This is a genomic window from Cupriavidus sp. 05T313, from assembly GCF_056396665.1.
Window position 1 is genome coordinate 1 of sequence record NZ_JBFTLX010000086.1, and the last position, 24602, is coordinate 24602.

Annotated in this window: 23 protein-coding genes; 17 read left to right on the plus strand and 6 right to left on the minus strand. The window is 69.6% G+C overall.

Annotated features, from left to right (window positions below; genetic code table 11):
• Positions 1–39 precede the first annotated feature (39 nt).
• Entirely contained in the window at positions 40–1134 is a 1095-nt protein-coding gene (locus tag AC1DKD_RS19375) for an aminomethyl transferase family protein (RefSeq protein WP_477143586.1), read from the minus strand.
• A gap of 186 nt (positions 1135–1320) precedes the next feature.
• On the opposite strand from AC1DKD_RS19375, the gene AC1DKD_RS19380 reads away from it, so the two are divergent.
• The 6 genes from AC1DKD_RS19380 (at position 1321) to AC1DKD_RS19405 (ending at position 8596) form a co-directional block, all read left to right on the plus strand.
• Positions 1321–3366 (plus strand): sigma-54-dependent Fis family transcriptional regulator, encoded by a 2046-nt coding sequence (locus AC1DKD_RS19380; RefSeq protein WP_477111409.1) that lies wholly within the window; start codon positions 1321–1323, stop codon positions 3364–3366.
• Positions 3367–3497: 131 nt separating this feature from the next.
• Positions 3498–4577, plus strand: coding sequence for a beta-ribofuranosylaminobenzene 5'-phosphate synthase family protein (locus tag AC1DKD_RS19385; RefSeq protein ID WP_477101746.1), 1080 nt, complete (start codon positions 3498–3500; stop codon positions 4575–4577).
• Positions 4578–4747: 170 nt separating this feature from the next.
• Entirely contained in the window at positions 4748–5653 is a 906-nt protein-coding gene (locus AC1DKD_RS19390) for an NAD(P)-dependent methylenetetrahydromethanopterin dehydrogenase (protein ID WP_441631674.1), read from the plus strand.
• Between the two features lie 39 nt (positions 5654–5692).
• Positions 5693–6706 (plus strand): methenyltetrahydromethanopterin cyclohydrolase, encoded by a 1014-nt coding sequence (gene mch / locus AC1DKD_RS19395; protein ID WP_441631672.1) that lies wholly within the window; start codon positions 5693–5695, stop codon positions 6704–6706.
• A gap of 1 nt (position 6707) precedes the next feature.
• On the plus strand, positions 6708–7682 hold the full coding sequence (locus AC1DKD_RS19400; RefSeq protein ID WP_441631670.1) for an ATP-grasp domain-containing protein: 975 nt from the start codon (positions 6708–6710) through the stop codon (positions 7680–7682).
• Positions 7679–8596, plus strand: coding sequence for a triphosphoribosyl-dephospho-CoA synthase (locus tag AC1DKD_RS19405; protein ID WP_441631668.1), 918 nt, complete (start codon positions 7679–7681; stop codon positions 8594–8596). The genes AC1DKD_RS19400 and AC1DKD_RS19405 overlap by 4 nt, the downstream gene beginning before the upstream one ends.
• A 49-nt stretch (positions 8597–8645) precedes the next feature.
• Here the strand turns inward: AC1DKD_RS19405 and AC1DKD_RS19410 are convergent, their stop codons facing one another.
• Positions 8646–9056, minus strand: coding sequence for a dihydroneopterin aldolase (locus tag AC1DKD_RS19410; protein ID WP_441631684.1), 411 nt, complete (start codon positions 9054–9056; stop codon positions 8646–8648).
• 490 nt (positions 9057–9546) lie between these two features.
• On the opposite strand from AC1DKD_RS19410, the gene AC1DKD_RS19415 reads away from it, so the two are divergent.
• From AC1DKD_RS19415 to AC1DKD_RS19430, 4 genes are read left to right on the plus strand one after another with little or no spacing between them, the layout of a single operon-like run.
• Positions 9547–10119, plus strand: coding sequence for a flavoprotein (locus AC1DKD_RS19415; RefSeq protein ID WP_441631682.1), 573 nt, complete (start codon positions 9547–9549; stop codon positions 10117–10119).
• A complete protein-coding gene (locus AC1DKD_RS19420) occupies positions 10098–11483 on the plus strand; it encodes a DUF6513 domain-containing protein (protein ID WP_477143587.1) in 1386 nt (461 codons plus the stop codon). The genes AC1DKD_RS19415 and AC1DKD_RS19420 overlap by 22 nt, the downstream gene beginning before the upstream one ends.
• Positions 11484–11496: 13 nt before the next feature.
• Positions 11497–12120, plus strand: a complete 624-nt coding sequence (locus tag AC1DKD_RS19425) for a DUF447 domain-containing protein (protein WP_441631664.1) — start codon at positions 11497–11499, stop codon at positions 12118–12120.
• A complete protein-coding gene (locus tag AC1DKD_RS19430; RefSeq protein ID WP_441631662.1) occupies positions 12117–12821 on the plus strand; it encodes a (5-formylfuran-3-yl)methyl phosphate synthase in 705 nt (234 codons plus the stop codon). The genes AC1DKD_RS19425 and AC1DKD_RS19430 overlap by 4 nt, the downstream gene beginning before the upstream one ends.
• Positions 12822–12823: 2 nt before the next feature.
• Here the strand turns inward: AC1DKD_RS19430 and AC1DKD_RS19435 are convergent, their stop codons facing one another.
• Genes AC1DKD_RS19435 through AC1DKD_RS19445 form a run of 3 tightly spaced genes read right to left on the minus strand, consistent with a single transcriptional unit; the run spans position 12824 to position 15525 of the window.
• A complete protein-coding gene (locus tag AC1DKD_RS19435) occupies positions 12824–13420 on the minus strand; it encodes an amino acid kinase family protein (protein ID WP_441631661.1) in 597 nt (198 codons plus the stop codon).
• A gap of 37 nt (positions 13421–13457) precedes the next feature.
• On the minus strand, positions 13458–14540 hold the full coding sequence (locus tag AC1DKD_RS19440; protein WP_477143588.1) for a hydantoinase/oxoprolinase family protein: 1083 nt from the start codon (positions 14538–14540) through the stop codon (positions 13458–13460).
• Positions 14530–15525: an ATP-grasp domain-containing protein gene (locus AC1DKD_RS19445; RefSeq protein ID WP_441631657.1), complete on the minus strand. Its 996-nt coding sequence runs from the start codon at positions 15523–15525 to the stop codon at positions 14530–14532. Before AC1DKD_RS19445 ends, AC1DKD_RS19440 begins: the two co-directional genes overlap by 11 nt.
• 9 nt (positions 15526–15534) lie before the next feature.
• Here AC1DKD_RS19445 and AC1DKD_RS19450 point away from each other — a divergent pair, with 9 nt between their 5' ends.
• The 7 genes from AC1DKD_RS19450 (at position 15535) to AC1DKD_RS19480 (ending at position 24096) form a co-directional block, all read left to right on the plus strand.
• A complete protein-coding gene (locus AC1DKD_RS19450; protein WP_477143589.1) occupies positions 15535–16263 on the plus strand; it encodes a HisA/HisF-related TIM barrel protein in 729 nt (242 codons plus the stop codon).
• A 442-nt stretch (positions 16264–16705) separates the two neighbouring features.
• Positions 16706–18052 carry a molybdopterin-binding domain-containing protein gene (locus AC1DKD_RS19455; protein ID WP_477143590.1) on the plus strand — a complete coding sequence of 449 codons (1347 nt, stop codon included), beginning with the start codon at positions 16706–16708 and terminating at the stop codon, positions 18050–18052.
• Entirely contained in the window at positions 18049–19731 is a 1683-nt protein-coding gene (locus tag AC1DKD_RS19460) for a formylmethanofuran dehydrogenase subunit A (RefSeq protein WP_441631651.1), read from the plus strand. Before AC1DKD_RS19455 ends, AC1DKD_RS19460 begins: the two co-directional genes overlap by 4 nt.
• A gap of 40 nt (positions 19732–19771) precedes the next feature.
• Positions 19772–20686 carry a formylmethanofuran--tetrahydromethanopterin N-formyltransferase gene (gene fhcD, locus AC1DKD_RS19465; RefSeq protein WP_441631649.1) on the plus strand — a complete coding sequence of 305 codons (915 nt, stop codon included), beginning with the start codon at positions 19772–19774 and terminating at the stop codon, positions 20684–20686.
• Entirely contained in the window at positions 20683–21501 is an 819-nt protein-coding gene (locus tag AC1DKD_RS19470) for a formylmethanofuran dehydrogenase subunit C (protein WP_441631647.1), read from the plus strand. The genes fhcD and AC1DKD_RS19470 overlap by 4 nt, the downstream gene beginning before the upstream one ends.
• Positions 21502–21544: 43 nt before the next feature.
• A complete protein-coding gene (pabB, locus tag AC1DKD_RS19475) occupies positions 21545–22921 on the plus strand; it encodes an aminodeoxychorismate synthase component I (protein WP_441631645.1) in 1377 nt (458 codons plus the stop codon).
• A complete protein-coding gene (locus tag AC1DKD_RS19480; protein WP_477143591.1) occupies positions 22876–24096 on the plus strand; it encodes an ATP-grasp domain-containing protein in 1221 nt (406 codons plus the stop codon). The genes pabB and AC1DKD_RS19480 overlap by 46 nt, the downstream gene beginning before the upstream one ends.
• Before the next feature lie 30 nt (positions 24097–24126).
• On the opposite strand, the gene AC1DKD_RS19485 is transcribed toward AC1DKD_RS19480, so the two are convergent.
• Positions 24127–24602: class II fructose-bisphosphate aldolase (locus tag AC1DKD_RS19485; protein WP_477143592.1), on the minus strand; the 476-nt coding region annotated here is incomplete at its 5' end.

The following is a 24602-nucleotide window of genomic DNA, read 5'->3' on the forward strand; positions in this document are numbered from 1 at the left end:
GGGTGCGCAGGCGCTGCGGGTCGTAGAACGGCGTCTTGGTTACCGTGCCCGTATGCGCGCCGTTGCTGTCGTGGTTACCGTGCCCGTATGCGCGCCGTTGCTGTCGCGGATCTCAACCTTGGTGCCAAGCGCCTTGTAGCCGGACTGCAGGTGCACGAGCGCCAGCGATTGCATCAGGTAGCGGCTGAAGGTGGCGCTGGTCACCACGCCCACCGCCTTGCCGTCCACGAAGATCTTCGATCCGGCTTCCACCGCGCGGTCATGCCTTACCGCCACGCCGGCCTGGAAGAAGCGCTCCTTGCCGCGCGCGTTCAGCAGCGCCGCCTTGCCCACGTAGTCGCCCGCCTTGTCGGTGTCGATGGCCCAGCCGAGATTGACTTCCCACGGCGTGGTATCGCCTTCCGGCATGTCGAAGGGGAAGAACAGCAAGGCTGCCTCGATGCGGGCGAGTTCGAGCGAATCCCAGGAGCAGGGAATCAGCCCCTGCGGCTTGCCCGCCTCCAGGATGGCGTCCCACAGATCGACGGCGTCCGCCGCGGCGCAGGCGATCTCGAAACCTTCCTCACCCGAGTAGCCGCCCCGGGAAACAATGATCTTGCGGCCGAACAGCGTGGTCTCGCGATGCGCGAAATACGGCAGGGAGGCCAGCTCGATGCCGATATGCGGCTTGAGGATGGCGGCGGCGCGCGGCCCTTGCAGGGACAGCATATGCACGTCAAAGTCTTGCTCCCACTTCACGTCGCGGCCTTTCGAGAGCGCGGCAAGCTGGCGTTGCGTATTGCCGCTGCCGTGCGACAGGCGGTACTGGTTCGGCGCGTCGCAGATCACCATCAGGTCGTCGCTGACGGCGCCGTTCTCATCGACGGCGGCAGCCAGCCGCGCCGTACCCGGCTGCAGGCGATGCACATCGATCGGTACCATCTTGTCGATGACGGCGGCGGCATCCGGTCCGGATACCTTGACGATATTCAGGCCGCTGATGTCATAGAGGCCCGCGGCGGTACGCACCGCCACCACCTCGTCCTGCGGATCGCGCCGGTAGCGCCAGGGGATCGGCATATCGTTCCACGTATCGCCGTCCAGGGTGGAGCCGAGTTCGCGATGCCGAACGTTCAGGATGGATTCTCTGGTCATGTGCAGTCTCCGCAGGGTGTCTGGATTTTTGCGGAGTATGGCGAGCTACCCCCCCTCCCAACAATTTCCACTTGGCACTACCTCCTTGGTAGTAGCTGCGGGCGGTGCCTAAGAGGTATTGCCACGGCAGGCCCCGGTCCGCAGACTCCAGGGCACGGAAGTACGCCAGCGCAGGAGGAGAAACACATGACGGCCTTGACCTTGACCCAGCTCCCCGTTCCGGCCGCGGGCACCCATGGCCAGCGCATCGCGCGCGCCGTCGCCTCCCCGCAATCGACAACGGATACCAGTGCCGCGGTGGTGCGCTCATGGACCCGCTGCCTGGGCGAATACGGGCTCGATCCGGAACGGCGTCCCGTCCCGCCGGTGCTTTGCGCCAGCGAATTGCGCGAGCGCGGCGAGCGCTTCGGCGACCTGGCCGACTGCGCGCGGCTGGAGATGACCACGCTCTACCAGCAACTCGCCGACCCCGATATGGCGGTGATGCTGACCGATGCCGATGGCGTGGTCATGCATCTGGTGGCCGCCGACCCGTTCGCGCGCGAGATCGCCCCGGAAGGCTTGCGCGTCGGCGCGATCTGGAGCGAGCGCGAAGCCGGCACCAATGGTATGGGCACCTGCCTGGCGGAAGCCGGCGCGGTGGCGATACGCCAGCATGAGCATTTCTTCCAGCGCTATACCGGCCTCACCTGCTCGGCGGCGCCGATCTTCGACGAGAACGGCGTGCTGGCGGCGGTGCTCGACGTCACCAGCCGCTCGCCCCTGCTGTGGCAGCAACACTCCCCGGTGCTGGTCGGCATGTCGTGCCGCCATATCGAGAACCGCCTGTTCGATGCCCGCTTCCGGCACGCATATCCGATCCGCTTCCACAGCCAGCCGGAACTGGTCTACACCGCCGGCGAAGGCAAGCTCGCGGTCGACGCCGACGGCGTGGTGCTCGCCGCCAACCGCAGCGCCCTGCTCCAACTCGGCTTCCCTTCGATGCAGGCATTGCGCGGCAAGCGCATCGACACGCTGTTCATGAGCTCGCTCGACGAGCTGGTGGCACGTAGCGCGCGCCAGTCTTTTCATCCGGTGCCGGTCTACCTCGCGCAAGCATCGGATCGTTTCTTCATGGTCGCGCAGCAGCCGCCGCAGGACTGCCTGCCCCGGCCCGGTCGCCTCGCGGCACGCGGCACGCCGGCGCAGCAGACTGCCGCGCCCAGGCCAGCGCGCGCGGGCCTGGCCTGCGGCGACCCGCGCATGGACGCGCAAGTCCAGCTGGCCACGCGCGTCATCGCGCGCAATGTGCCCGTCCTGCTCCATGGCGAAACCGGCACGGGCAAGGACGTCTTCGCCAATGCGCTGCATACGGCAAGCCCGGCGGCGCAAGGCGCGTTCGTAGCCATCAATTGCGCGTCTCTGCCGGAATCGCTGATCGAGAGCGAACTGTTCGGCTACCGCGCGGGCGCCTTTACCGGCGCTCAGCGCGAAGGCCGGCGCGGCAAGATCCTCCAGGCCGACGGCGGCACGCTSTTCCTCGAYGARATCGGCGAYATGCCGATGGCCTTGCAGGCACGCCTGCTGCGCGTGCTGGAAGAGCGCCGGGTGACACCGCTCGGGTCCGAGACCTCGGCCCGGGTGGATTTCCAGCTGATCAGCGCCAGCCATCGCAACCTCGCCGAACTGGTCCACGACGGGCGCTTTCGCGAGGACCTGTTCTACCGGCTAAGCGGCGTCGAACTGCGGCTGCCGCCCTTGCGCGAACGCGCCGACCGGCTGGCCCTGATCCACGCCATCCTGGCCGAGGAAGCCGGCCCGCAGGAAACTCCGCCCACGCTCGCACCCGATGCCGAGCAGGCGCTGATGCGCTACGACTGGCCCGGCAACCTGCGGCAGCTACGCTACGTGCTGCGCACCGCTGTAGCCCTGTGCGACGGCACGCGGCTGACCAGCCGGCAACTTCCTCCGGAAGTCGTGCAAGGCGCGCAACATGCCGCACGCCGCGGTCGGGGAGCCGACGCAGGGGCCGAAGCAAGCAAGCCCGCGCAGGAGAGCCTGCCGCCCTTCAACGCCATCCAGCTGAACGAGCGCAAGACCATCCTGGACCTGCTGGAGACGCATCGCTGGAATGTCAGCACCGTCGCCCGCACGCTGCGGGTCAGCCGCAACACGCTGTACCGCAAGATGCACCAGCTCTGCATCGAGATCGCGCGGGAGGCGGCTGCGTCGCGGCATGAGGCCGGGGCCTGAGCGCGCGCCGCTTGCGCCATGACACGCTCTCACCCCACCGTGCCGCGCCCCGCCGGTTGCGGTCCGGCGGCGCAGCGGTATGCCGCCAGATAGATCAGGCAGACAAAGCGATTCGCGAAAGGCCCTCATCCATGCAAACGCTCGAAAAGCCCGGCCACGACATTCATGGCATCAGCCCGTCCGGCGCGGTCCGGATTCACGCCACCGGGCGCCTGCACCTGGGCTTTCTCGACCCGGGCGCATCGCTCGGGCGGCGCTTCGGCAGTCTCGGCTTGTCGATCGGCGGCCCGGCGACCATCCTCGACCTCGGCCCGGCCGCGCAAGACCGGGTCGCCGCGGCGGACTACGCCGCGCGCCAGGAAGTGCCGCGCGTCTTGGCCTGGCTGGAGCGGCTCAAGCAAGCCAGCGGCATCCAGCGCCCGCTCGCGGTCCGGCTGCATGAGGTACTGCCGGCGCATGCGGGCTTCGGCTCGGGTACGCAACTGGCGCTGGCCCTGGGCCGGGCATTTTCCGAGCTGCACGGCCTGCCGTGGTCGGGCGCCGACATCGCCCGCCTGCTGGACCGTGGCGGCCGCTCCGGCGTGGGCATCGCCGCATTCGAGCGCGGCGGGCTGCTGGTGGACAGCGGCCCGCGTGGCGCGGGCAGCGTGCCGCCGCTGGCGGCGCGATTCGATTTCCCGGCCGATTGGCGCATCGTACTGCTGCTCGACACCAGCCGCACCGGCCTGCACGGCGCGGCGGAGAAGCAAGCCATGCAAGGGCTGCCGCCCTTTCCGCAAGCGCTGTCCGCCGATCTCTGCCACCGCGTGCTGATGCAGATCCTGCCTGCCGCCGCCGAGCAGGACTTCGCGCCCTTCGCCGAGGGCGTCAATCACCTGCAGCAGGTCATCGGCAACTACTTCGCGCCGGCGCAGGGCGGCGTGTATAGCAGCCCGGCGGTCGGCCACGTGCTGGACCGGATCACGCGGCAAGTCGGCGCCGGCCCTGCCGCCGTCGGACAAAGCTCTTGGGGGCCGACCGGCTTCGCCATCGTGCCTTCGCAGGCCGCTGCCGAACAGGCGGTGGCAGACGCCCGCGCGGCCGGACTGCTGGGGCCCTTCCTGGAAGCACGCATCGTCACGGGAGCCAATCGCGGCGCGCAGGTCGTGCCATCGGCGCGGCATGAAGCGGGTATCTCAAAGCCGGCGGCTTGTTGCAATGCGGCGGCGTAACGAGCGCAACGAGCGCCCGCCCTCTCCCGTATGCGGCGCCTTCTTTGCCTGCTTTCCTGGCGAGACAAGAAAGCAGGTCGCCGCCCCGCGGGGGTGGTGAAACTGCCTTTGACTTCAGGCCTTTGAAGTTGAAGTTGAAGTTGAGCACCTCAGACCACGGAGCCCCCAAAATGGCACGCCCCTGCATCCTGCATATGTTCACCCCCACCCGGCAAGCCAGCCCCTTCGACGTCAACATGGCCATCGACGCCGGCTACGCGCACGTCATCCCCTACGCCGAAGCCGGCCTCGACAACATCACAGCGCTGACCCAGGACGCCATCTTCTCCCGCGGCCCGAAAGGCGTCGCCAACACCGGCATCTTCATCGGCGGMCGCGACGTGGTGCTGGCGGCGGACATGCTCGACGCGGCCCGCAAGGCCATGGTGCCCCCGTTCGCGGTGTCGGTCTTCGCCGACCCGAGCGGTTCCTACACCACAGCGGCGGCGCTGGTAGCCGCCGTCGAAAGGCAACTGCGCAAAGTGCATCAAACCGACTTCTCCGGCCGCAGGGTACTGGTACTTGGCGGCAGCGGCGCCGTCGGCCGCGTCGCCGGTGCGCTGGCCTCGCAACTCGGCGCGCGCGTCTGGCTATCGAACCGCTCCGGCAGCGAGCAAGCCACCCGCATCAGCCGGGAAACCAACGAACGCTTCAACGCGCAGACCGAAGGCATCCTGATCCGCTCGGCCGACGCGCTGCGGGCTGCACTGGCCGAAGCCGACGTGGTATTCGCCACCGCAAGCGCCGGCGTCCAGGTCGTTGGCGAGGCGGACCGTGCCGCCGCGGGCAAGCTGCTGGTGGCCGCCGACGTCAACGCCGTGCCCCCGGCGGGCATCGCGGGCGTGGACGCCATGGACGACGGCAAGCCCATCGGCACCGGCAAGGCCGTGGGCGTAGGCGCACTCGCCATCGGCAATATCAAGTACCAGGTCCAGCATCGCTTGTTCCTCGCCATGCGCGAAGCCGCCAGGCCGGTCTACCTGGGCTTCCCCGAAGCCATGGCGATGGCGCGCACCGTGGCCGCCGAACTGCCTTGAGCACCAGGCGCTGGTCCCCACCACCGAACCGAGGCACCCATGCCAAGCACAACGAATGCCCACCCTGCCCGCTCACTCAGCGTCAACGCACTCAGCCAGCCGCTCGTCGCCAGCCTGCTCGACCATCGCGCCGAGTGGCGGCTCGCGGTCTCCGAAGGGCCCATGGGCGTGCGCATCGTCGATGCCGGCGTCGAGACGCGCGGCAGCGTCGAGGCTGGCCTGGCCATCGCCGCGATCTGCATGGGCGGGCTGGGCCAGGTGCGGCTGCGGCACGGCGGCGAAGGCTGGCCCACGCACATCGAGGCCAGCAGCGGCCAGCCGGTGCTGGCCTGCCTGGCCAGCCAGTACGCCGGCTGGAGCCTGAGCGCCAGCCAGGAGGAAACCGGCGGCAAGACATTCTTCGCGCTGGGCTCCGGCCCCGCGCGCGCGCTCGCCGGCAAGGAAACGCTGTTCGAGGAACTCGGCTATCGCGACAAGCTCCACGCCGGTGACGGCGGCGCCTGCCTGGTGCTCGAAGTCGACCGCGCGCCGCCGGAGATCGTCATCCGGAAGATCCTGCGGGACTGCGGGCTGCAGCCCGGGCAACTGACCGTGATCCTGACGCCGACGGCAAGCCTGGCGGGCACCACGCAGGTGGTGGGGCGCGTGCTGGAGGTGGCGCTGCATAAGGCGCACGTGCTCGGCTTCCCGCTGGATCGCATCGTCGGCGGCAGCGGTGTCGCGCCACTGCCGCCACCGGGCGCCGATGCCGGCGACGCGATGGGCCGCACCAACGACGCCATCCTGTATGGCGGCAGCGTGCACCTGACGGTCGATGCCGACGACGATGCCGCCCGGGCGCTTGCGCTGGATCTCCCGTCGGCCAGGTCGCGTGACTATGGGCGCCCCTTCGCCGACGTGTTCAGGGAATACGGCTACGACTTCTACCGCATCGACCCGGCCCTGTTCGCCCCCGCCGAAGCATGGGTCAGCAATCTCGCGTCCGGACGGACCTGGCACTCGGGCGGACTGAACATGGCGCTGCTGCGCGCGCAATGGCTGGTGGAGGCCTGAGATGGCCGCCTCCCCTTCGCGCGGGCCGCTGCGCGTCGCCATCATGACCGACGAAACCGGCTGGCATACCGCCAGGCTGAAGCAGGCGCTGCGCGCACGCGCCTGCGAAGGCCGCTGCGTGAACCTGGCCGATTGCCGGATCGACACCACCTGGGCCTGGCACGGGCTGGTGATCCCGGGCTATGGGCGCGGCTTGCCCGACGCCGTGATCGTGCGCGGCCTCGCCTCCGGCAGCTTCGAGCAGGTCACGCTGCGGCTGGGCATCCTGCACGCGCTGCGCGAGCTGGGCGTGCCCGTGTATAACGACGCGCGCGCTATCGAGCGCAGCGTGGACAAGGGCATGACCAGCTTCCTGCTGCATCTGGCCGGCATTCCCACACCCGCGACCTGGGTGAGCGAATCCGCGCCGCAGGCGCAGCGCACGGTGATGCGCGAGAGCGCCGCCGGGCGCGCGCTGGTGCTCAAGCCACTGTTCGGCTCACAGGGCAAGGGGCTGCAGCGCATCGGCACGGTGGACGCGGGCCATGCGCCCGTGCCCCTGCCCGCGCTGGTGGCGTACCGGCAGGTGGCCTATCTGCAGCGTTTCGTGCCCGCTCCGGCCGCGCCGGGCAAGCCCGGCTTCGACTGGCGCGTGCTGGTGATCGGTGGACGGGCGGTGGCCGCCATGCGCCGCGTCAGCCAGGGCTGGATCCACAATGTGGCGCAGGGCGCCCGCTGCGAGCATGCCGAGATCACGCCGGCGCTGGCCGCGCTCGCTGTGCGCGCCACCGAGGCGCTTGGCCTCGACTACGCGGGCGTGGATCTCGTTCCCACCGGAGAAGGGGAAGCCACGGATGGTGCCATGGTCATTGAGGTCAATGGCGTGGCAGCCTGGCATGGACTGCAATCGGTTACGGAAGTCGATATCGCCGGCCTGCTCGTCGACGACCTGCTGGCGCGCAAGCTGCCCGCGGCGCGCCACGGAGCCGTGGCGTGAGGGCGGCGCCGGACAACCGCGTGGCCGGCAATGCGGCCGCGGCCTTCCTGTGGGCATGCACGCTTGACGTAGCGGTGGCGAAGCCGGGCAATGTCAGCATGGATGCGCCGGGGCACGGCATGAGCGCCGGGCTCTTCCTGGACAGCGCGGCGGCGGCGGTGGCACCGCTGACCGACGGCGCGCTCAGGGTCGGCGAACGCATCGAACAGGCAGTCGCGCAAACGCAGGCGGTTGCCAGGTGCAATACCAATCTTGGCATCCTGCTGTTATGCGCGCCGCTTGCCACCGCCATGGAAGCCGGGCCTCCGCGCGATGCCAGAACGCTTGGCGAGCGGATCGAGGCGGTGCTGGCGGCCCTGACCGTGGCCGATACCGAGGCCGCCTATCGCGCGATCGCGCACGCCATGCCGGCCGGCCTTGGCACGGCGCCGGAGCAGGACGTGGCCACCAGGCCCACAGTGAACCTGCGCGCCGCCATGCACCTGGCCACCATGCGCGATACCGTGGCGCGCCAGTATGCAAACGGCTACGCCGACCTTTTCACGCTCGGGCTGCCGGTGTTGCGCAGGCACCTCGCCGGGCACGGTGCCTGGCACGAGCGGCTGCACCGGGCGGTGACAGCCGTCTATCTCGCTTTTCTTGCGCGCTTCCCGGATTCGCATATCGCGCGCAAGCATGGGCTGCCGGCGGCAAGGCGCGTGAGCAACCGGGCGCGGCTGTTCCACGGGCGCTTCGAGGCGGGCCAGTCCATCGATCCGGAGGAATTCGCGCAGTGGGACCGGGAGCTGAAAGCCGCCGGCGTCAACCCAGGTACCAGCGCCGACCTGACGGTGGCCTGCGCGATGATCGCGGGTTGCCTCGATCCGCAGATATGCGCCATGCGGATCGATCCGCGCCAGCCCGGAATCAGCTAGCGCGCAGCGGCGTGGCACCGGCCTGTTCCGGCGCCACGCCGGAACATACCTAGACGCTGACGGCGCCGCCCAGCCAGCCGGGCACTCGATCTTGCACGCGCTGCGACGCGTCCCGCCGCCGCTCTATCGCGACCCCCACCGCGCCAACGTCGTCGAACTTCTTCGGTTTGACGACCACGACCCGCACCCAGTGCGCCCCAAAGTCTTCCAGCAGCAATTGCGCCACGCGCTCGGCAAACGCTTCCAGCAACTGCAGCCGGTGCGTGGCCATCAACTCCCGCAACGCGGTGCGGACCTTGCCGTAGTCGATGGTGTCGCCGATCCGGTCGCTGCTGCAGGCGGCGCTTCGCGGCAGCCCGGCGGTCAGGTCGATGCGCAGCGGCTGTGGCGTGCCCAGCTCGCTAGCGTCGATGCCGATGATCGTCTGCCCTTCGAAGCCTTCGATAAAGATCAGGTCCATCGGGCCGGGCGAGGCCGCCGGTGCCGCGCGGGCGGCCATGGATTCCGCCTTCACGCCCGGCAGCGCGCCGAATTCCGCCGCTTCGGCCTGCCACATCATGTCGTCTCGTTTCATCTGCCCTCCTTGCAATGCACTTGCTACTAGCGCGCGGCCGGCGACCACGCTCCGGCGCTGGTCTCGCAAAAAGCAGGCCACACCGACACACCGAGCGGCGCCCCCGTGCCAGCGCGGCCCCGCAGGCGGGCGGCGCGGCGCCGGGCTGTGGGACACACGCACCGGACGGCACAACCTGTCCCGCCGACGGCGCAGTCAGCGCGGCGCAACACGCAGCCAGGGCCTTGCGGATCAAGGCGCAGGCGGCAGGCACGACTCCTGCGATCATTTCAGCCAGATCGATCCCTTAGCGAGCCGCCCGTTGCCCCACCCGCCCGCCTCCCTCCACCTGGACGCCGAACCATTCGCCGCCGTCGACCGCGACGCCCCCGATGCCCTGGCCCGGACCGAGGGCGCGCCACGCTTCGCCTGGGCTATCACCGGCTCCGGCCATTTCCTCGAAGAATGCCTGGCGCTGGCCGCCGCCCTGCCCGACGTGGATCTGTTCCTGTCGCGCGCGGCCGAGGAAGTGCTGGCGATCTACGGCATCCAGTTGAAGGACCTGAAGGCACGCTTCCGGGTTTTCCGCGACAAGACCGCCAGCGCGGCGCCGGTCGGCATGTTCTATGCGCGCCGCTACCACACCGCCATCGTCGCGCCGGCCACCAGCAACACCGTCGCCAAATGCGCCGTGGGCATCTCCGACACGCTGCCGACCAATATCCTCGCGCAGGCGGGCAAGCTCGGCATCCGCGGCATCGTGTACGCGTGCGACACCGAGCCGGTGGTGGTGACCAAAGGGCCGGACGGCTGGCTGAAGCTGCATCCCCGCAATATCGAACTGGAAAACGTGGAACGCCTGCGCCGCATCGACCATTGCGAAGTGGTGTGCTCCATCGGCGAGCTGCGGGGCGCACTCGATCAACGACTCAAGGCACTGTCACTGACATGGAACACATCGTCTTCCTGACCGGCCGCCTGGCGGAAAAAGGCCTGGAACGCGTGCTGCGCAGCCTGGAGCCTGCGCCGTTTACCTGGGAGATCCGCGAAATCGGCGTGCAGGTGGCCGCGCTGATGACCGCCGACCTGGTGCGCCGCCGCGTGGCCGCGCCGGTGGTGGCGGACCGCATCATCGTCCCCGRCCGCTGCCGCGGCGACCTGGACGCGCTCTCGCTGCACTACGGCATGCCGGTCGAGCGCGGACCGGAAGAACTCAAGGACCTGCCGCAGTTCTTCAACCGCAAGGCCAAACCGGTCGACCTGTCCCGGCACGATATCGCCATCTTCGCCGAGATCGTCGACGCGCCGCAGCTCGACGTCGAAAGCGTATGCGCGCGGGCGCGCCGGCACCGGGCCGATGGCGCCGACGTGATCGACCTTGGTTGCCTGCCCGCCACGCCGTTCCCGCACCTGGAGGAAACCGTGCGCGCGCTGAAGGCGGACGGCTTCCTGGTCAGCGTGGATTCCATGAACGCGGAAGAACTGGTGCGCGGCGGCAAGGCTGGCGCCGACTACCTGCTCAGCCTGACCCTGGACACCCTGTGGGTGGTGGACGAAGTCGCCTCCACGCCGATCCTGGTGCCGCAGCAGCCGGGCGACGAGGCATCGCTGTACGCGGCGGTCGAAGCCATGGCGCAGCGCGGCCGGGCCTATATAGCCGATGCCATCCTCGACCCCATCCCGTTCGGCCTGCTGGCCTCGCTCGGGCGCTACGAGCGGCTGCGCCAGCGCTTTCCCACCGCGCCCATCATGCTCGGCGTGGGCAACCTGACCGAGCTGACCGAAGCGGACACCGGCGGCATCAACGCCATCCTGATGGGCATTGCGGTGGAGCTGCATGCCTCGGCGATCCTGACCACGCAGGTCAGCGGCCATGCGCGCCGCGCCATCCGCGAGGCGGACGTGGCACGCCGGATGATGCACGCCGCGCGCGAGCAGAACGCCCTGCCCAAAGGCATCACCGACCAGATGATGACGCTGCATGCACGCGAGCCCTACCCCGACACGCCAGAGGAAATCGCGGAAACCGCCAGCGCGATCCGCGACCCGAACTTCCGCGTGCAGGTGTCCGAGCAAGGGATCCACGCCTACAACCGCGACGGCCACCATGTGGCGGCGGACCCTTTCGCGCTCTTTCCCCGCCTGCAGCTGGAGGCCGACGGCAACCATGCCTTCTACATGGGTGTGGAACTGGCCCGCGCGGAAATCGCCTGGCGCCTGGGCAAGCGCTACGTGCAGGACCAGCCGCTGGACTGGGGCTGTGCCGACGAACGCGAAAAGCAGGACCTGACCGAATGGTGCGCCCCTGGCGCCACCATGAAAAAACGGGCCTGAGGACATGACAACCATGAGCAACGACGTAATCCACGAAGCCGTCGTCACCACCGTCTCGGTGGCCGGTGCACCGCATATCGCGCCGATGGGCGTGCGCTACCAGGGCAGCGGCATCGTGCTGATGCCGTTCCGTCCCTCCGCCACCTACGACAACATCGTCGGCACCGGTACGGCCGTGGTCAACCTGACGACCGACGTGCGTGTCTTCGCCGGCTGCCTCACCGGCCGGCGCCAGTGGCCCACCGTGCCGGCGGAACGGATCCACGGCGTGCGGCTGGCCAGTGCGCTGAGCCACATTGAACTGCGTCTTGCGCAGGAGAACGGCGACGCAACGCGGCCAGCCCTGCGCATGGAGCGCGTGCACGAAGCCCGCCATGGCGAATTTGCCGGCTTCAACCGCGCGCAGGCAGCGGTCATCGAAGGCGCCGTGCTGGTCAGCCGGCTACATCTGCTGCCGGCCGACAAGATCGCCCGTGAGATGGCCTACCTGCAGATCGCCATCGACAAGACCGCCGGCGCGGCGGAACGCGAAGCATGGCAATGGCTGCTGGACCGCATTGCGGCCTGGCATGCCGGCAGTATCGGCACGCACGCCCCTTGTGCCGCCCCCGAGCCCACCCTGGAGAAAACGCGATGACATCCCTGCTGACCAGCGTACGCAATGTGGAAGAGGCCCTGCAAGCCGCCAGCGCGGGGGCCGAGCTGATCGACCTGAAAGAGCCGAAGGCCGGCGCGCTCGGCGCGCTGCCGGCGGAAACCGTGCTGGAGGTGGTCGGCGCGATGCGCGCGCGCTGGCCCGGGCGCCTGCTGAGCGCGACGATCGGCGACCTGGCGCCGGCCGAGCATGCCGTCATGATGCTGATGGCCAACACCATCGGCAAATGCGGTGTCGATTACGTCAAGGTGGGCGTGGCACCCGGCGAGCATGCGCGCGCGGCCTTGCGGCGGCTGGCTACCCTGCCGTGGCAGGTGGTGCCGGTGTTCCTGGCGGACCACGGGCTGGACCTGAAGCTGGTTGAGGAGGCCTGCGGGATGGGGTTCCCGGCGGTGATGGCCGATACGGCGGGCAAGCAGGCGGGCAGCCTGTTCGATTGCGTCGATATGGCGGCGCTTGCCGCCATGACAGCGATGGCGCGGCGCCGGGGCGTCAAGGTTGGCCTGGCCGGTTCCCTGCAGCTCGAACATCTGCCCCGGCTGCACACGCTGGCGCCGGACTTTGCCGGCTTCCGTGGCGCGCTGTGCGACGGTGGCCGCGCCGGGCGGCTCGATCCACGGAAGGTGGCGGCGTTGCGGGCTGGCTTGCACCCGGCGGTTGCGCTGGAACCGCAGCCGGCCTGAGCCTACCCGCCGCCCGCCGCGCTGGCGCGCAGCAACGCGCGCAGGCGCGGCAGGTCTGCCTTCTGCAGAAGGTCGACCGCAAACGGCGCATCGCGCGTGTAATGGCAAAAGTGCCCATCGACCACCCCGGCGTGCGCATGCTGCGCCAGCGTCATCCCCGCCCCGATCTGGCACGACTTGACCAGCACCAGCCTTTGCGCGCCAAGCCGGCTGGCCAGCCACGCGGCAATGCTGTCGGAAGTCGCGTCCCAGTTCGCCAGCGCATCCCGCTCCTTGCGCAGCAGGCCGTATGGCGCCCATACGGCAACGCCGCCATTGCGCAGCACGGCGTGGATCGCATGTTCGTCGGCGGCCACCGTCAGGGCCGGGCACAGGCCCTGCAGCATCAAGCCGTACTGGACCATGGCCAGCACCGCCATATTGTGGGCAACCAGGTCGTCGAACCCCCATTGCGCCTGGTAATCGCGCACCTCGTCGGCAAAGCCGCCCCCGCCCGGCACCACCACCACGCGCCCGCCGCCGAGCGCGGCCAGCTCCCGCAGCCAGTCCGGCAAGAGCGGATCGCGGCCCAGGCTGCCGCCGATCTTTACGACGTGCACGGGGCCTCCCGCTTCAGCGGGGCGGACGTGGAAATCGCTATCGGCATGCCTGCGCGCCCCCCGTCGCGACCGCCGCTTCCCCGGCCTGCCACAGCAGGACCGCCACGGCAACGCTGGGGGCGCACACGCGCGCCCACTCCGCGTGGGCCGGCGCGATACCGGCGAGGTCTTCGAAGGCCCGATAAGGGCGCCCAAGCCGGCCAGCCAGGTCGCGCGCCAGGAAGTGCCCGCACCCCGCGCCGATCACCGGTGCGCCCGGTGGCAGGCCGGACCGGTCGATGACACGCAGCAGGTTGTCCCCAAGTTCCGCGATCTGTGCCAGCCGCCATTGACGCGCCACTTCCAGCCAGGCCGCCGCGGGCGCGTCACGCGCATCGTGCCCGATCATCCTGGCAAGGCGCTGGTGCGTGGCTTCCGGCGTCTTGGCGCCGCCATCGGCGCTCGGGTGGGGATCGTGCGCTTCGCGCAGTTCGCCGGTGACGCGGTACACGTCGGCGGTGGTGGCGAACAGTTCGTTCATCACGTTATAGCTGGCGCCCTTGAAGGCGATGCGGCGTGCGAGCGCGCACAGCGGCGTGCGCGCCACGCCCTGGTACACCAGTTCGCCGGAAGCGAGCCGGCCGGCATCGTCGCGGCCCTGCGCCGCCACCTCGCCGTCCACGATGGGAATCAGGTCGCTGGTGGTGGTGCCGACATCGACCAGCACGCCGTGGCCGATGCGGGCAGCCGCCATGCGGGCGGTCGCCACCCAGTTGGCCGAAGCGATGTGCCGCCAGTCCGCGGCCACTTGCCGCCGCGTGCGCCAGCCGGCCRCGCCGGCGAAGAAAACGGCGCGCTCGCCGAAGGCGCGCCACATGACGTCCGCCAGCGCTGTCACGCCGGCTTCCCGGTTCTCGAACAGGTCGGCCATTTCGCCGGTCATGGTGACCGCGTGCGCGGCATGCGCGCAATCGGGCCAGCGCGCGCGCGCCTGTGCCAGCACACCGTCCAGCAGTTGCAGGCCCTGCCACAAGGGGCAGGCCCACTGCGCGATATCGACCGCGATGCCGTCCTCCAGGCGCGTTGCCTTGATATTGGCGCCGCCCAGGTCCCAGCCGAAGACAAGCTGCTCAGCGGCCATGGGACGCTCCAATGGTGACCGTCCGCTCCGCCAGGATCTGGTGTCCCGCCAGCATCTCGCAGGCCAGGTTGCGGCCAAGCTCGGCCGACAGGCCTGCATAGGCGCAAGTCACACGCGGGTTCACCTCGATCACCACCGGGCCGCGCCGGGGATGCCAGACCAGGTCGATGCCGACGAAGCCGCGCAAGCCCGGCATGCCGGCCACCACGCATTCGGCCACGTCCGCCAGCCGGCGTCCCGCCTGCCCCTTGCATTCGATCGCATTGATCTCCACGCCATCGTCGTGCACCTGTCCGCTCGCATCGACGCGGATGTGCTGCCGGTTCACGCTCAGCAGTTCGGGCCCGCCCGGGCCGCAGAGCAGCGAGACGCTGATCGGCTCGCCCTCCACCCACGGCTCCAGCACCACCGGCTCGCCGTGCGCGAGGCGCCGCAGCCAGCCTTCATGCGCCGCGCCGAAACCATCGTAGGCGTGCGTCGCCACCGATCCCGCGCCATCATCCGGCTTGACCACCCAGCGTCCGGGCTCGGGGGCGTCCCCTTCGCTCCACGGCCGGGTCGCGGCGATGCCGAGCGCGGCCAGCCGCTGCGCGGTCGCGCGCTTGCTGGTGGCCAGCGCGATCGCGCTGGCATCGCAACCCAGCCAGCGCGCGTCGCCCACCATGTAGTTCAGGCTCAGCAGCACGCCTTCGGATTCCGGCGCGACGACCCAGCTGACATCGTGGCAGGCCGCCTGGCGGCGCACGAAATCCGCCGCGTCCTCGCCGGGCATGCGCGCGCAGCAGCTCACCCTGTGCGCGCCATCGCATGCCGGCGGCAACTCGCCGGGCAGCGCCGCGCAGGTAATCGCCACGTCGCCGATGCGCGCGAGATCTGCGATCATGGCGTCACGCATGGCCCGGCCCTGGCGCAGCAGGTGCGGCACCGCGCGGGTGTCCATGGCGCCCGCGCTGATATATTCATAGACGAACACACGCGTCATCATTCCCTCTCCATGCACATCATCCCAGTCATCGATCTTCTTGACGGCCGCGTTGTCCGAGCGGTGCGCGGCCAGCGCGACCAATACCGCCCCATCGTGTCCGGCCTGCATCCGGGCAGCGATCCGGTGGAGATGGCGCGGGCGATGCTCGCGCATTGCGCCAGTGCCACGCTGTATATCGCCGACCTCGACGCACTCACCGGGCGCGCCATCCAGCTCGATGCGCTGCGAGCGCTGTGCCAGGCCTTGCCGGAAATCGAACTCTGGCTGGACGCTGGCTTCGCCAACGCGGCGCAGGCCACCGCGGCGCTGGCTGCGCTGTGCGGCGCCGGTGCGCGGGTGGTGCCGGTGTTCGGCAGCGAAACCCYGTCCGAGCCACCCGCCGCGGCAGGCAGCGCGCCACCCTTCGACGCCTGGCCCGGCGCCGTGCTTTCGCTCGACCGGCGCCATGGCATGCCGCTGGGCAACGCCGCATGGTGGCAAGCCAGCGACGCATGGCCGGCGCAACTGATCGTGATGGCGCTGGACCGCGTCGGCGCGTTCGAGGGGCCGGACCTGGAAACGCTCGCGGCAGTCCGCGCGCAGGCGGGTGCCGGACGCAGGCTGGTCGGCGCCGGCGGCATCCGCCATGGCGCCGATCTCGCCGCCGCCGCGCATGCCGGGGCCAGCGCCTGGCTGGTTGCATCGGCCATTCATGATCTCCGTATCCCGCCGGCTGGCCAGGGAGGACGTTCCTCCTGATCCGCGCGGCGGGCTCCATCAAGCAAACCTACGGTTCATCAGACTTCCGGGCAGGTCAACTGATCGCCGCGTGAAATCTGGCGTAGGTGTGACTCCGCTCTCCCATTTCACGGGAGAGCGGAGCAATCAAGCGCATTGCTTCGGCGTAACTTCCGGCTGGACACATCGCCCACGCTCAAGTCCGGACGAGCAAGCATGCAAGCAGGCATAAACACGTTCCATGCCAGCCCGCCGCGCCGCGCTGGCGCGGCCTGGCGCCGCATGCGCCGCGCGCGGGCGTGACAGGTTGCCCCGCGTACGGAGCACCGGTTGTGTCGTTGCCACCGCGCCTGGCGCATCCTCCAGGCATCGGCTTTTCCCCACCAGGCGCCATGCGCTCGCGGTGGCGGGCGCATGGCAGGCAGGTGGCCAGCCGCTGGCACAGGCTTTGCTCGACTCGGGCATGGCACCCGCAACCGATCTCCCCTCCGCCCCCCGTGGCCGCCCAGCCGCCCAGGCCAGCTGGACCTGTCCTTTCTGCGCGCTGCTGTGCGACGGGCTCGCCGTCCCGCAGGAAGGCCCGGACGGCCAGGCACCGGCGCTGACCGACAGCAATTGCCCGCGCGCGGCAAGCGCGCTCGCTGCCTTCGGCCGGGGGACAACGGCAGCCGAGCCGTGCGCCGATGGCCGCCCGGTGACACTGCCCCAGGCCCTCGACGCCGCCGCTCGCCTGCTGCGCGGGAGCCGCCGCCCGCTGTTCGGCGGCCTCGCCACCGATGTAGCCGGCACGCGCGCGCTTTACGCCTTGGCCAACCACAGCGGCGCCGTGCTCGACCATGCGCATGGCGACGCCATGACGGCCAGCCTGCGCGCGCTGCAGGATCGAGGCGCCTTTACGACCACCCTGGCCGAGGTGCGCAATCATGCCGACCTGATCCTTTGCATCGGCACCCAGCCCTCGCACAAGCACCCCGAGTTCTTCYGGCGCTGCGGACTGATGGACGGCGAACCGCCGTGCCCGCGCGAACTGGTCTTCCTTGGCACGCCGGCCGACCCCGCCGCCGCGCAACTCCCGAACGTGCGCAGCAGCGAGGTGGCGCTGCCCGAAGGCGAGGATCTGTACCAGACGCTTGCGTTGCTGAACGCCCTGTGCCGCCCGCGTGCGCTGGCCGACGGCAACATCGCAACGGCTGCGCTGCGCGATCTCTCGGCCCGCTTGCTCGCTGCGCGTTATGCCGTGATCGTGTGGACGCCCTCCACGCTCTGCGCGCAGGCGGGCGGCAAGCATGCCGCGCTGCTGATCGAAGGCATCCACCACCTGGTCAAGACGCTCAACCGCACCACGCGCGCCGGCGGCCTGTCGCTAGGCGGCGACAACGGCGGCAACACCGTCAACCAGGCCATCACCTGGCTGTCTGGCCTGCCCCTGCGCACGCACGTGCACCCCGGCGGGCTCGATCACGATCCGCATCGCCACCGGACCGAGCGCCTGCTGCGTGGCGGCGAGGTCGATGCCTTGCTGTGGGTTGCCAGTTTCACGCCGGACCTGCCACCGCCCGCCAGCACCGTGCCCACCGTGGTGCTCGGGCATCCCGCGCTGGCCGCCGCGATGGCGCGGCGCCCCGGCGTCTTCATTCCGGTTTCCACCCCGGGCATCGGCTCGGCCGGCCACCTGTTCCGCACCGATGGCGGCATCGTGCTGCCGCTCATCCCGCTGCGCGACGACGGCCTGCCGACGGTCGCGGCAGTGGCGGCGCAAATGCTGGCGCGGCTGCAACAAGCGCCGGCGCCAACGGAGTCCGCATCATGAGCACATTGCGCCTGCATGGAGGCCGCGTGTACGACCCCGCGCGGGGCATCGACGGCCAGCTTGCCGACGTCTATATCCGCGCTGGCCGCATCGTCGAACAGCCTCCCGGCACKCGGGCGGAGGCGGAGCTCGATATCGGCGGCATGGTGGTGATGTCCGGTGGCATCGACATGCACTCGCATATCGGCGGCGGCAAGGTCAATCTGGCCCGGATGCTGCTGCCCGAGGACCACCGCGACAACCTGCCCGCCGGCGGCCCGCTGGAACTGGCGTCCTGCGGCACTTGCACGCCCGGCACGCTGGCCACCGGCTACCGCTATGCGCAGATGGGCTATACCGCTGCGTTCGAGCCCGCCATGATGGCGTCCAACGCGCGCCAGACGCATTTCGAGATGGGCGACACGCCGGTCATCGATCATGGCGCCTATGTCATGCTCGGCAACGACGACCTGTTCCTGCGCATGCTGGCCGGGGGCACCGACTTCCAGCACATCCGCGACTATGTCGGCTGGACCGTCAACGCCAGCAAGGCATTGGGCGTGAAGGTGGTCAACCCGGGCGGCATCTCGGCCTTCAAGTTCAACCAGCGCAAGCTGGATGTGGACGACCAGCACATGCACTACCGCATCACCCCGCGCGACGTGCTGCGCACGCTGAGCCAGGCCCTGACGGAACTCAAGGTGCCCCACCCCTTGCATATCCACGCCAGCAACCTCGGGGTGCCGGGCAATATCGAATCGACGCTTGCCACCATAGCCGCGCTCGAAGGACTGCCGGGCCACCTGACCCACATCCAGTTCCACAGCTACGGCGCGGATGGCCCGCGCAAGTTCTCCTCGGCGGCGCTGCGCATCACCGACGCGGTCAACGCTAACCCCAATATCTCCATCGACGTCGGCCAGATCATCTTCGGCCAGACCGTGACCGCATCGGGCGACACCATGATGCAGGTGAAAAACGCCGACCACGCCCACCCGCGCAAATGGATCGGCGCCGATATCGAGTGTGACGCGGGCTGCGGCGTGGTGCCGTTCCGCTACCGCGAGCAAAGCTATGTCAATGCACTGCAATGGGCCATCGGCCTGGAAGTCTTCCTGACTGTGAAGAACCCCTGGCAGGTGACGCTGACCACCGACCATCCCAACGGCGGCCCGTTCACCAGCTACCCGCATCTGATCCGTCTGCTGATGGACAAGTCCTTCCGCGACGAGCAGCTTGCCAAGCTGCACCCCGAGGTCGCCGCCAACTGCGCGCTGCCGGATATCAAGCGGGAACTGACGCTATATGAGATTGCCGTGCTGACCCGCGCCGGCCCCGCGCGGCTGCTTGGCCTGCGCGACCGCGGCCACCTGGGCGCGGGGGCGGCCGCCGATATCGCGGTGTACCGCGAGGACGCCAACCGCGAAACCATGTTCAGCGCACCGGAGTACGTGTTCAAGGACGGCGCCCTGGTGGCGCGCGCGGGGCGCATCGTGGCCACCCCCGCCGGTGGCACGCACTATGTCGAGCCCGACTATGACAAAGGCATCGAAAAGACCTTGCGCAAGTACAGCGACAGCCATCTCGCCCTGCACTTCGACAACGCCGCCATCGGCCGCGACGAACTGTGCGCCTGCTGCAATGGCGGCCGCCTGCTGCCTGCGCAGTGCGCCCCTCTGCACAAGCAGGACACCGTATGAACAGGCTCCCGACCTTGCCGCGCGCCTGGGGACACTCCGCATGCTGATCAACGGACTCACCATCGACGACACCTTCGCGGAAGCCTTTCCGATGAAGGCAACCCGCTTGCTGGTCACTGCGCATAACCTGACCTGGGCCCGGCATGCCGCAGCCGCGCTAACGGGCTTCGCCACCTCGGTGATCGCATGCGGCTGCGAGGCCGGCATCGAGCGCGAGATCGCGCCGGCCGACTCGCCCGACGGACGGCCCGGCGTGGCGGTGCTGCTGTTCTCGATGTCGGGCAAGGAACTGGCCAAGCAGGTCGAGCGGCGCGTCGGCCAGTGCGTGTTGACCTGCCCCACCACGGCGGTGTATGCGGGGCTGGCCGAAGGCGAGGCCATCCCGCTGGGCAAGAACCTGCGCTTTTTCGGCGACGGCTGGCAGATCGCCAAGATGATCGACGGCGTGCGCTACTGGCGCGTGCCGGTGATGGACGGCGAGTTCGTCTGCCAGGAGACCACGGCGGTGGTCAAGGCGGTGGGCGGCGGCAACCTGCTGATGCTGGCGCGCGACACCGACAGCGCGCTGGCCGCGGCGGAGGCCGCGGTGGCGGCAATGCGCCAGGTTCCCAATATCATCATGCCCTTTCCCGGTGGCGTGGTCCGTTCCGGCTCGAAGGTCGGCGCCAGATACGCCGGCATGCATGCCTCCACCAACGACGCGTTCTGCCCCAGCCTGGCTGGCCTGGTCGCCGGCAGCCAGCTTGGGTCCACCGTGCGCTGCGTGCTGGAGATCGTGATCGACGGCCTGACGGAAGCCGACGTGGCCGCCGCCATGCGGGCCGGGATCGCGGCACTCGCCGAGCGAGGCGCCGCCGCGGGGCTGGCGCGCGTTTCCGCCGGCAACTACGGCGGCAAGCTGGGGCCCTTCCACTTTCACCTGCACCGGCTTGCCAGCCAGGGAGAATGCGCATGAGCGGCCTGACCCTGCGCCTCGCCAACGCCCCGGCGCTGCGGGTTGACCTGCGCCAGCTGACGCCAGCCGCCCTGGCCGGCATGGCACCGGACGCGGTAGCGCGCCTGCCCTTGTGGCATGGCAACGAGCGCATCGCCCTTGGCGAACTGTTTACCGTGCAGGCCCACGGCGGCGATGGCGAGCCCGCTCTCACGCTTGAAGGCGACCTGGGTCGCTTCGACCGTATCGGCTGGCAGATGTCCGGCGGTACGCTGCGGGTCGACGGCAACGCGGGCGACTACCTCGGCTGCGGCATGCAAGACGGCACGCTGCGCGTGAGCGGCAATGCCGGCGAGTTTGCGGCGGCGGCGCTGGCCGGCGGCAAAGTCGTCATCGGCGGCAACGCCGGAGACTTCGCCGCCGCCGCGCTGCCAGGCGACATGGACGGCATGCGCGGCGGCACGCTCGTGATCGGCGGCAACACCGGCGACCGATTCGGCGACCGCATGCGGCGCGGCACCGCGATGGTGGCGGGCAACACCGGGGACTTCACGGCCTCGCGCATGGTCGCAGGCACCATTGCGGTTGCCGGTGCCGTCGGGACCCATCTGGCCTACGGCATGCGCCGCGGCACCATCGTGCTGCTCAGCGCCAGGCCGCAGGCGCGCGCCACCTTCGTGCGCACCGACGGCAATTTCGATGTGTTCTGGACGTTGCTGGCGCGCCACCTGGCCCGCGCGGGCGGACCCTTCACGACCTTGCCCGCGCTGCGGCCACGGCGGCTGGTGGGCGATCTCGCCGTGGATGGCAGCGGCGAGTTGCTGATCGTTGACTAAGGCCCGGCAAGCCGTTCCCGACCCGGCCTGGAAGGAGTCCGCCATGCCGCATTCCCATGCCGACGCGCCAGCTGCGGGCGACGATTGCTACGCGCTGCTCGACGACGCCACCGCCACGCCGGGCCAGCCCACCAGCCGCCTGTACACCGGCTTCCTGCGCGAGATCCGCTGCACGGATCCGGCCGGCCTAACGCAGGCGTGGCAGGAGGCCGATGCCGCGATGCGCGGCGGCGCCCACGCGGTGCTGCTGGGCGACTACGAATGGGGCATGGCACTCCATGGGCTTGGTCATCTCGCGGCGGCGGGGCCGCGTGAGCCTGCCCTGCGCATCCTGCTTTTCCGCAAGCTGGCCCGGCTCTCGCGCGAGCAGGTGGATGCCTGGCTGGCCAGCATGGACGGCGCACCGCCTTCTCCGGCCCGTGTCGGTGCACTACAACCGAGCGTCGACCGCCCCGCCTTCCATACCGCAATCGCCCGCATCCAGGAAGCGCTGCGCGCCGGCGAGACTTACCAGGTCAACTACACCTACCGGATCGATTTCGAGGCCTCGGGGTCCCCGGTTGGCCTCTACCGCCGCCTGCGCGCCCGCCAGCCGGTAGCCTACGGGGCGCTGATCGCCCTGCCCCACGACGCGCAGCAGCCCTTCATCCTGTCCTGCTCTCCCGAACTGTTCCTGCGTCATGAAGACGGCAGGCTCACCGCGCGCCCGATGAAAGGCACCGCGCGGCGCGGCGCGGCCCCGGCCGAAGACCGCTCGATTGCCCGCATGCTGGCCTCCGACGCCAAGAACCGCGCCGAGAACCTGATGATCGTCGACCTGCTGCGCAACGACCTGGGCCGGGTGGCGCAAATCGGTTCGGTCAGGGTGCCGGCGTTGTTCTCGATCGAGCCTTACGCCAGCGTGTTCCAGATGACCTCCACCGTTGAAGCGGTCCTGCCCGAGGCCGTGTCAATGCCGGCCCTCCTGCGCGCCCTGTTTCCCTGCGGCTCCATTACCGGCGCACCCCGGCATCACACCATGGAACTGATCGCCGCGCTGGAAACCAGTCCGAGGGGCCTGTACACCGGCGCCATAGGGTGGGCCGACGCTCCGGCTCCCGGCTCGGCGCGTGCCTGCGGCAGCTTCTGCCTGTCGGTCGCCATCCGCACGCTGGTGCTTGGCCCTGCCCGTGGCGGCGTGCGACCGGGCCGCATGGGGGTCGGAGCCGGGATTGTGCTCGATAGCGAGGCCGAATCGGAATTCGAGGAATGCGCACTGAAGGCCGCCTTCCTGACCGGCCTGGTGCCCGACACCGCGCCGACCCCGCATCACGTGCGGGATCTAGCCATTCCCGACCTCATCGTTACCCAAGTTAAGCCGCCCCGTCACTCACCATGCCAACCCGAACCCTCATCGTCGCCGCCCTCTCGTCCCGCATGATGGCCGAATCCGCCGCGCAAGCCGGCCTGCGCGTCGCCGCGCTGGATCTCTTCGGCGACGCCGACACCCGTCACATCGCTGCCCACTGGGAGCCCATCGGCGCTGCCGGCTCGATGGCGATCGATGGAGAACACATGCTCGCCGCGCTGCGCCGGATGCGCAACACCGAACAGCCATCTGGTTGGGTCGCCGGCAGCGGCTTCGAACAACTGCCGGAGTTGCTCGATGCCGGTCATGCACTGTTGCCGCTGCTCGGCAACAGCGCCGCCACCGTACGCGGCGTCAAGCAGCCCGGCGCCTTTTTCCGGCTGCTGGCCGCACTCGGCATTCCGCATCCGGAAACCACCGTGGAGATGCCGCGCGATCCGACAGGTTGGCTATGTAAAGTTGTCGGCGGCACCGGCGGCTACCACATCCGGCATTTGGCTTCCGAGCACGCCATCGCCGCCGATACCGCCGACACCACCCCATACTTCCAGCGGCAAAGACCCGGCCTGCCGATGTCCGCGCTATTCGTCGCCCACCGCCGCGGCGTCGATCTGGTTGGCATCAGCCTGCAGCGCATTGCGTCGCATCACGACTGTCCCTACCTGTTCCGCGGCGCGACCGGGCCGGCAATACTGCCTCCAGGCATCGTCTCGCGCCTCGTCGATATCATCCATTGCATCGCACGCGAAACCAGCCTGGTTGGACTCAACAGCATCGACTTCCTGTTCGATGCGCCGGACCTGATGGTGCTTGAAGTCAACCCGCGTCCGCCAGCCAGCATGGCGCTCTATGCCGATGCCTATCCGCTCGGCCTGATGCACGCGCACCTGCAAGCCTGCCGTGGAGAAATACCTGCGCGCCCGGCCGCAGGCCAGGCCGGCGTGCGTGGCTTTGAAGTCGTCTTCTCGCAAGCGCCGGCGCGGATCAACGCCACGCTCACCGCCGCGCTGATGCGCACCGGCTGGTGCCACGACATTCCCGTGCCCGGCAGCTACGTGGCCGCCGGCCACCCCTTCTGTTCCGTCTCGGCCGCCGGGCGGACGGCGGCCGAGACGGAAGCCGGACTGCGCACGCGCAGCGCGCAGATCCTGGCCCTGCTCAAGACGCGTCACGACGGACTTCGCGGCACCGGCGGCATCGCGGCGTCTCTATTCAACGGCCCGCACAGCCGGCAGCAGCACGCTTAGCATTCGCTTCCCCGCCCGTATCACCGACGCCTAACGGTAGCGCTGCACCTGCTTTTCCAACGGCACCGGCTTGATCCTCGAGGCCTGTCCCGCACAGCCAAACGCCTCGAAGCGCAACCGCACCACGCTCTTGGCGCCCTTCTTGGCCGCCAGCAAGGCCTTGCGCGGATCGAACTCGCTGCGGTCGTCGGACAGCGACTTGCGGATTGCGCCGGTCATCGCCAGGCGGATATCGGTATCGATATTCACCTTGCGCACGCCGGTCTTGATGCCGCGCAGGATCTCCTCGACGGGCACGCCGTAGGTCTCCTTGATATCGCCGCCGTACTGGCGAATGATCTCCAGCCACTCCTGCGGCACCGAACTGGAGCCATGCATCACCAGGTGGGTGTCGGGAATCTTCTGATGGATCGCGCGGATGCGGTCCATCGCCAGAATGTCGCCGGTGGGCTTGCGCGAGAACTTGTAGGCGCCGTGGCTGGTGCCGATGGCGATCGCTAGTGCAT

Excerpts from the sequence above, each read along its gene's own strand:
- AC1DKD_RS19375 (WP_477143586.1), bottom strand. The coding sequence starts at position 1,134 with ATGACCAGAGAATCCATCCTGAACGTTCGGCATCGCGAACTCGGCTCC.
- AC1DKD_RS19385 (WP_477101746.1), top strand. The coding sequence starts at position 3,498 with ATGCAAACGCTCGAAAAGCCCGGCCACGACATTCATGGCATCAGCCCG.
- mch (WP_441631672.1), top strand. The coding sequence starts at position 5,693 with ATGCCAAGCACAACGAATGCCCACCCTGCCCGCTCACTCAGCGTCAAC.
- AC1DKD_RS19400 (WP_441631670.1), top strand. The coding sequence starts at position 6,708 with ATGGCCGCCTCCCCTTCGCGCGGGCCGCTGCGCGTCGCCATCATGACC.
- AC1DKD_RS19410 (WP_441631684.1), bottom strand. The coding sequence starts at position 9,056 with ATGGACCTGATCTTTATCGAAGGCTTCGAAGGGCAGACGATCATCGGC.
- AC1DKD_RS19425 (WP_441631664.1), top strand. The coding sequence starts at position 11,497 with ATGAGCAACGACGTAATCCACGAAGCCGTCGTCACCACCGTCTCGGTG.
- AC1DKD_RS19430 (WP_441631662.1), top strand. The coding sequence starts at position 12,117 with ATGACATCCCTGCTGACCAGCGTACGCAATGTGGAAGAGGCCCTGCAA.
- AC1DKD_RS19445 (WP_441631657.1), bottom strand. The coding sequence starts at position 15,525 with ATGATGACGCGTGTGTTCGTCTATGAATATATCAGCGCGGGCGCCATG.
- fhcD (WP_441631649.1), top strand. The coding sequence starts at position 19,772 with ATGCTGATCAACGGACTCACCATCGACGACACCTTCGCGGAAGCCTTT.
- AC1DKD_RS19470 (WP_441631647.1), top strand. The coding sequence starts at position 20,683 with ATGAGCGGCCTGACCCTGCGCCTCGCCAACGCCCCGGCGCTGCGGGTT.
- pabB (WP_441631645.1), top strand. The coding sequence starts at position 21,545 with ATGCCGCATTCCCATGCCGACGCGCCAGCTGCGGGCGACGATTGCTAC.
- AC1DKD_RS19480 (WP_477143591.1), top strand. The coding sequence starts at position 22,876 with ATGCCAACCCGAACCCTCATCGTCGCCGCCCTCTCGTCCCGCATGATG.